This window comes from Streptomyces sp. NPDC028298, from assembly GCF_055565895.1.
Window position 1 is genome coordinate 432441 of the sequence record NZ_JBVHTL010000002.1, and the last position, 6564, is coordinate 439004.

At 70.9% G+C, this 6564-nt stretch carries 7 protein-coding genes; 5 read left to right on the forward strand and 2 right to left on the reverse strand.

Annotation, left to right across the window (positions count from 1 at the left end; translation table 11 throughout):
* The 4 genes from ACZ4TO_RS10475 to ACZ4TO_RS10490 all read left to right on the forward strand — a co-directional run bounded on the left by ACZ4TO_RS10475 (window position 1) and on the right by ACZ4TO_RS10490 (window position 4660).
* Window positions 1-795, forward strand: coding sequence for a thiazole synthase (locus ACZ4TO_RS10475; RefSeq protein ID WP_382780981.1), 795 nt, complete (start codon window positions 1-3; stop codon window positions 793-795).
* Window positions 796-1088: 293 nt separating this feature from the next.
* Window positions 1089-3047, forward strand: a complete 1959-nt coding sequence (gene pknB / locus ACZ4TO_RS10480; RefSeq protein ID WP_385047692.1) for a Stk1 family PASTA domain-containing Ser/Thr kinase — start codon at window positions 1089-1091, stop codon at window positions 3045-3047.
* Window positions 3048-3129: 82 nt separating this feature from the next.
* Complete coding sequence (locus tag ACZ4TO_RS10485; protein WP_468023965.1) at window positions 3130-3999, forward strand: deoxyribonuclease IV; 870 nt, start codon at window positions 3130-3132, stop codon at window positions 3997-3999.
* Window positions 4000-4114: 115 nt separating this feature from the next.
* Window positions 4115-4660, forward strand: a complete 546-nt coding sequence (locus tag ACZ4TO_RS10490; protein WP_385047698.1) for a DUF4396 domain-containing protein — start codon at window positions 4115-4117, stop codon at window positions 4658-4660.
* A gap of 52 nt (window positions 4661-4712) precedes the next feature.
* Here the strand turns inward: ACZ4TO_RS10490 and ACZ4TO_RS10495 are convergent, their stop codons facing one another.
* Window positions 4713-5345 (reverse strand): sulfite oxidase-like oxidoreductase, encoded by a 633-nt coding sequence (locus ACZ4TO_RS10495; protein ID WP_385047701.1) that lies wholly within the window; start codon window positions 5343-5345, stop codon window positions 4713-4715.
* A 155-nt stretch (window positions 5346-5500) separates the two neighbouring features.
* Between ACZ4TO_RS10495 and bfr the strand changes: the two genes are divergently transcribed.
* Complete coding sequence (gene bfr / locus ACZ4TO_RS10500) at window positions 5501-5980, forward strand: bacterioferritin (protein WP_382780994.1); 480 nt, start codon at window positions 5501-5503, stop codon at window positions 5978-5980.
* A gap of 79 nt (window positions 5981-6059) precedes the next feature.
* Here bfr and ACZ4TO_RS10505 read toward each other — a convergent pair whose 3' ends face one another.
* Window positions 6060-6347: a (2Fe-2S)-binding protein gene (locus ACZ4TO_RS10505; RefSeq protein ID WP_382780998.1), complete on the reverse strand. Its 288-nt coding sequence runs from the start codon at window positions 6345-6347 to the stop codon at window positions 6060-6062.
* Window positions 6348-6564 lie beyond the last annotated feature (217 nt).

The window sequence follows — 6564 nt, forward strand, 5'->3', positions numbered from 1 at the left end:
ATGGCAGACGACTCCTTCGTCCTCGGCGGTACGGTCTACGGCTCCCGGCTGATCATGGGGACGGGCGGCGCGCCCAGCCTCGACGTGCTGGAGCGCTCCCTGGTGGCGTCGGGCACGGAGCTGACGACGGTCGCGATGCGGCGCGTGGACGCGTCCGTGCACGGCTCGGTCCTGTCGGTGCTGGCCAGGCTGGACATCCGCGTCCTGCCGAACACGGCCGGCTGCTACACCGCGGGCGAGGCCGTGCTGACGGCCCGTCTGGCGCGCGAGGCGCTGGGCACCGATCTGGTCAAGCTGGAGGTCATCGCCGACGAGCGCACCCTGCTGCCCGATCCGATCGAGCTGCTCGACGCGGCGGAGACGCTGGTCGACGACGGCTTCACCGTGCTGCCGTACACGAACGACGACCCGGTGCTGGCGCGGAAGCTGGAGGACGTCGGCTGCGCGGCGATCATGCCGCTCGGCTCGCCGATCGGGTCCGGGCTCGGGATCCGCAACCCGCACAACTTCGAGCTGATCGTCGAGCACGCGGGCGTGCCGGTGATCCTGGACGCGGGAGCGGGCACGGCGTCGGACGCCGCGCTCGCGATGGAGCTGGGGTGCGCGGGGGTGATGCTGGCCTCGGCGGTGACGCGGGCGCAGGAGCCGGTGCTGATGGCGGAGGCCATGCGGCACGCGGTGGAGGCGGGCCGGCTGGCGCGGCGGGCGGGGCGCATCCCCCGGCGGCACTTCGCGACGGCGTCCTCCCCCACGGAGGGCGTGGCGGCGCTGGACCCGGAGCGCCCGGCGTTCTGAGCGCACCGGACACCCCGCGACGCTTCGGCCGCCCGGGGAACCCGCCACGCTCCGGCTCCCCGGAACACCCGGCAGCGATCGCGCCGTCCGGACGTGCGCCGTCGCTTTCCGGCCGGGCGGGGCGGCGCAGGTTGTCGTGTTGTGGCCTTGCGGTGACAGACAGGGCCTGATCGGACATCTGTGCGACGAACGGACCTTCGTACGGGCCGCGCTCGTCACAGCTCGGATGCAGTCGGGCCCCCGAATCGCCCGAACGGGGCGCCGTGACAGTGGCGGCTCGTAGACTCACCTGCGTGGATACGACCCTTCAGGACCCGCTTGTCGGACACGTGCTCGACGGCCGCTATCGCGTCGACGCACGGATCGCGGTCGGCGGGATGGCCACGGTCTACAGGGCCTTGGACACCCGTCTGGACCGCGTGCTCGCGCTCAAGGTGATGCACCCGACGCTGGCCGCGGACGTCTCGTTCGTCGAGCGCTTCATCCGCGAGGCCAAGTCGGTGGCCCGGCTGGCGCACCCGAACGTGGTGCAGGTGTTCGACCAGGGGGCGGACGGGTCGTACGTCTATCTGGCCATGGAGTACATCGCCGGGTGCACCCTGCGCGACGTGCTGCGCGAGCGCGGCGCCCTGCAGCCGCGGGCCGCGCTCGACATCCTGGAGCCGGTGCTCGCCGCGCTGGGCGCGGCCCACCGCGCCGGGTTCGTGCACCGCGACATGAAGCCGGAGAACGTCCTGATAGGGGACGACGGCCGGGTCAAGGTCGCGGACTTCGGGCTCGTCCGCGCCGTGGACACGGTCACGAGCACGACGGGCGCCGTCCTCGGCACCGTGTCGTACCTCGCCCCCGAGCAGATCGAGCACGGCACCGCCGACACCCGGGTCGACGTCTACGCCTGCGGTGTCGTCCTGTACGAGATGCTCACCGGCGCCAAGCCGCACACCGCGGACTCCCCCGCCCAGGTGCTCTACCAGCACCTCCACGAGGACGTACCGCCCCCGTCGGCCGTCGTGCCGGGCCTCGCCCACCCGCTGGACGACCTCGTCACCGCGGCCACGGCCCGCAATCCCGAGCTCCGCCCGGCCGACGCGGTGTCCCTGCTCGGCCAGGTCCTCGAAGCGCGCGCCGGCCTCACCGCCGACCAGCTCGACGCGATCCCGCCGGGCGCCCTGTCCGTGGGCCACGACAACGCCGACGACCGTACGAGCGTGATCCCGCGCTCGCTGTCCGTCCCCCGTCTGCTGCCCGTGAACGACGACGACTCCCTCCATCGGACCAGCCGGTTCGAACAGAGCAGCCCGTTCACCACCCAGGACGGCCCGTTCACCACCGCGCCGGTCCCGCCGCAGCCCGGGGCCGCACGGCCGCCTCGGCGCGGGATGCTGCTGGTCGTCGCCGCGATCGTGCTGGTGCTCGGCCTCGGCGCCGGTGTCTGGTACATCAACTCGGGCCAGTTCACCAAGGTCCCGCCCGTACTGGCGAAGACGGAGGCGCAGGCCAGGACCCAGCTCCGGGGCGCCGGGCTCGATGTCAAGCAGGTCAAGCACGCCTACAGCGACACCGTGAAGCGGGGCACGGTCATCAGCACCGACCCCAATGTCGGCGAGCGCATCCGCGACAACGACTCCGTGACCCTGACCGTCTCCGACGGCCCCCAGACGGTGAAGGTTCCGGATCTCAAGGGCTTCGCGCTGTTCAAGGCCAAGGAAGTGCTCAAGGGCGACGGGCTCGTCGCGGGCATGGTCACGCGCGCCTTCAGCCAGGACGTGGCCAGGGGCTTCGTGATCGGTACGGATCCGGCGGCGGGCACCACGCGGCACTCGGGTTCGGCGATCGCGATCGTGGTGAGCAAGGGCAGCCCGGTGGAGCTGCCCGACGTGACCGGCTCGTCGGTCGAGGACGCCACCGCGGAGCTGGAGGGCGCCGGCCTGAAGGTGAAGATCGCCGCGGAGCGGGTCAACTCGGAGTTCGACAAGGGCCAGGTCGCCCGGCAGACGCCGGACGCGGGCCGCGAGGCCGCCACGGGCGACACGGTGACGCTGACGCTCTCCAAGGGCCCCGAGATGGTCGAGGTCCCGGACGTCGTGGGTGACAGCGTGGACGACGCGAAGCAGGCCCTGGAGGACGCCGGGTTCAAGGTCGACGAGGACCGCGGGCTCCTCGGACTCTTCGGCGACACGGTCAAGAAGCAGTCGGTGGACGGCGGCGACACGGCGCCCAAGGGCTCGACGATCACGATCCAGATCCGCTGAGCCGACCCGCCGCCGGGCATCCCGCGGGCCCCTCCCGGGTCCGCCCGCGGGGTGCCCCGCGGCGCGTGACACCCTGACGGGTGTGACCAGCAAGCAGCTCCGCAACCCCGTCGGCGGCCACGTCCCCGTGGCCGGCGGCCTCAACTCCGTCGGCCTGGCCTACGCCCGTGACCTCGCGGCCGAGACCGTCCAGGTCTTCGTCGCCAACCCGCGCGGCTGGGCGACACCCGCCGGGAACCCGAAGCAGGACGAGGACTTCCGCGCCGCGTGCGCCGCCGGGTCGATCCCCGCGTACGTCCATGCCCCGTACCTGATCAACTTCGGCTCGCACACCGAGGCGACGGTCGAGAAGTCGGTGGAGTCGCTGCGGCACTCGCTGCGGCGCGGACGGGAGATCGGCGCCCTGGGGGTGGTCGTGCACACCGGGAGCGCCACCGGCGGCCGGGAGCGCTCCGTCGCCCTCGGGCAGGTGCGCGACCGTCTGCTGCCGCTGCTGGACGAACTGACCCACGACGACGACCCGTTCCTGCTGCTGGAGTCGACGGCCGGCCAAGGCGCCTCCCTCTGCTCCCGCACCTGGGACTTCGGGCCCTACTTCGAGGCCCTGGACGCGCATCCCAAGCTGGGCGTCTGCCTCGACACCTGCCACATCTTCGCGGCGGGCCACGATCTGACCGGGCCGAGCGGCATGCACCAGACCCTCGACCTGCTGGTCGACACGGTCGGCGAGGGACGGCTGAAGCTGATCCACGCCAACGACTCCAAGGATGTGGTCGGCGCGCACAAGGACCGCCACGAGAACATCGGCTCCGGCCACATAGGCGAGGACCCTTTCCGCGCCCTGATGACCCACCCCGCCACCGAGGGCGTACCGCTGATCATCGAGACGCCCGGCGGCAAGGAAGGGCACGCGGCGGACGTGGAGCGGCTGAAGAAGCTCCGCGACGCTTAGTCCCACCTGTTGGTCCCACCTGTTGGTCCCACCCGTCAGTCCCACCGCGGGAATACCCCATGGGGGTATACGGTTCCTTCTGATGCAGGAGCCGTGACTCGACCCTGGGGGAATCATGCAGCACGAGGCACACGCCCATCCGGACAAGCACACGCACGCCGACAGGCACACCCACCCGGACACGCACGCACCAGCTCACGCGCACGACCACCAGGGGCCTGCCGCGGCCGGCTGGGCCATGGCCGCCGCGGCCACCCTGCACTGCCTCACCGGCTGCGCCATCGGCGAGGTGCTCGGCATGGTGGTGGGCACGGCGCTCGGCTGGGGCAACCTTCCGACGACGGTCCTGGCGATCGCGCTGGCCTTCTTCTTCGGCTACGCGCTCACCCTGCGCGGGGTGCTGCGGGCGGGCGTCGGTTTCCGCACCGCCCTGCGCGTCGCCCTGGCCGCGGACACACTCTCCATCGCGGTGATGGAGCTGATCGACAACGGCGTCATCGTGCTGTGGCCGGACGCGATGGACGCGCAGCTCGTCGACCCGCTGTTCTGGGGATCCCTGCTGATCTCGCTCGCGGTGGCCTTCGTGGTCACGACGCCGGTCAACAAGTGGACGATCGGCCGGGGCAAGGGGCACGCCGTGGTGCACCGGTACCACCACTGAGCCGCCGGGTCACCGGCGCCGGGGGGACACGTCCCGGGCTCGGGCCGCGGGCTCAGAGTTCGGGGCCGTCCCCGGGTTCCTCCTGGTAGGAGTAGCGCTGTTCACGCCAGGGGTCGCCGACGTTGTGGTAGCCGCGCTCCTCCCAGAAGCCCCGGCGGTCGGCGGTCATGTACTCGACGCCGCGCACCCATTTGGGCCCCTTCCACGCGTACAGATGCGGGACGACCAGGCGCAGCGGGAAGCCGTGTTCCGCCGTCAGCAGCTCGCCGTCCTTGTGGGTGGCGAAGATGGTGCGCTCGGAGGCGAAGTCCGCGAGCCGCAGGTTCGAGCTGAACCCGTACTCGGCCCAGACCATCACGTGGGTGACGGCGGGCGCCGGCGGGGCTATCTCCAGGATCGTACGGGCGGGGACGCCACCCCATTCGGCCCCGAGCATGCTGAACTTCGTGACGCAGTGCAGATCGGCGACGACGGAGGCGTACGGGAGGGCGGTGAACTCGTCGTGGTTCCAGCACTGCTTCCCGCCGTCGGCGGTGGCCCCGAAGACCCGGAACTCCCAGCGCTCGGGGCGGAACTTCGGGACCGGGCCGTAGTGCGTGACCGGCCAGCCGCGCTGGAGTCGCTGTCCCGGCGGAAGCTCCGACTGTGCCGTTTCTCCAGATTCGCGCTCCACCGGCTGACCCATGACTCCATCCTGACAGACCGGGAACAGTGCCCATGACCAGCACGGGCAGGATCGGGGCAACTCGGAGTAAGCATGCACTTACTGGACGCTCCCGGACACCGGTGCAAAGATGCGGCGCAATCTGCCCATCACTCCGCCTGGAAGGAGCCTCTGCGATGCAGGGCGACCCCGAGGTCATCGAATTCCTCAACGAGCAGCTCACCGCCGAGCTGACCGCGATCAACCAGTACTTCCTGCACGCGAAGATGCAGGAGAACTTCGGCTGGACGAAGCTCGCGAAGTACACGCGGCACGAGTCGTTCGACGAGATGAAGCACGCGGAGGTGCTCACCGACCGCATTCTCTTCCTGGACGGCCTGCCGAACTACCAGCGGCTCTTCCACGTCCGGGTGGGGCAGACCGTCACCGAGATGTTCCAGGCCGACCGGCAGGTGGAGGTCGAGGCGATCGACCGCCTCAAGCGCGGGATCGAGGTGATGCGCACGAAGGGCGACATCACGTCCGCGAACATCTTCGAGTCGATCCTCGAGGACGAGGAACACCACATCGACTACCTGGACACCCAGCTCGAACTGGTCGAGAAACTCGGCGAGGCGCTCTACATCGCGCAGCTCATCGAGCAGCCGGAGAGCTAGACGGCCGGATAGCTGGACAGCCGGAGAGCTGGACGGCCGGGGATCCGGACGGCTCACGGGCCGGCGGAGGGCCGGAGGGTCAGGCGGCCTCGCGCCCGGCAGTCCCGTGTCCGACGGTCTCACGCTGCTCGGCCTCGGCCCGCGCGAGGACCTCGGAGAGCACCGGCATGCCCTTGTCGGCCAGTTCGCGGCGCGGACACGAGCCCCTGCCCAGCAGCGCCTGGATCCGGCGCACGCACGAACCGCAGTCCGTGCCCGCCTTGGAGGCCGAGGCTATCTGCCGAGGAGTACAGGCGCCGTCCTCCGCGTGCTTCTTCACCTGCTGTTCGGTGATCCCGAAGCAACTGCAGACGTACACGCGGTTCACCTCCCGCCGGAATCGTTGGGTCGTGCCGTCCCGATGATCGGTGAGGCTAACCTAACCTTACCCGGCACATCGGAACCAGAAAAGTGGAGTGGGGGGGGGGGGGGGGGGGGGGGGGTGGCCCCCCCCCAGCCCCCCCCCCCCAAGGAGAGAGGCCGGGACCCTCCACACCGCCGGGCGCCCCCACGAACCAGGAGAAAAGACAGCAAGAGAAACCGAC

Excerpts from the sequence above, each read along its gene's own strand:
- ACZ4TO_RS10495 (WP_385047701.1), bottom strand. The coding sequence starts at position 5,345 with ATGGGTCAGCCGGTGGAGCGCGAATCTGGAGAAACGGCACAGTCGGAG.
- ACZ4TO_RS10490 (WP_385047698.1), top strand. The coding sequence starts at position 4,115 with ATGCAGCACGAGGCACACGCCCATCCGGACAAGCACACGCACGCCGAC.
- bfr (WP_382780994.1), top strand. The coding sequence starts at position 5,501 with ATGCAGGGCGACCCCGAGGTCATCGAATTCCTCAACGAGCAGCTCACC.
- ACZ4TO_RS10475 (WP_382780981.1), top strand. The coding sequence starts at position 1 with ATGGCAGACGACTCCTTCGTCCTCGGCGGTACGGTCTACGGCTCCCGG.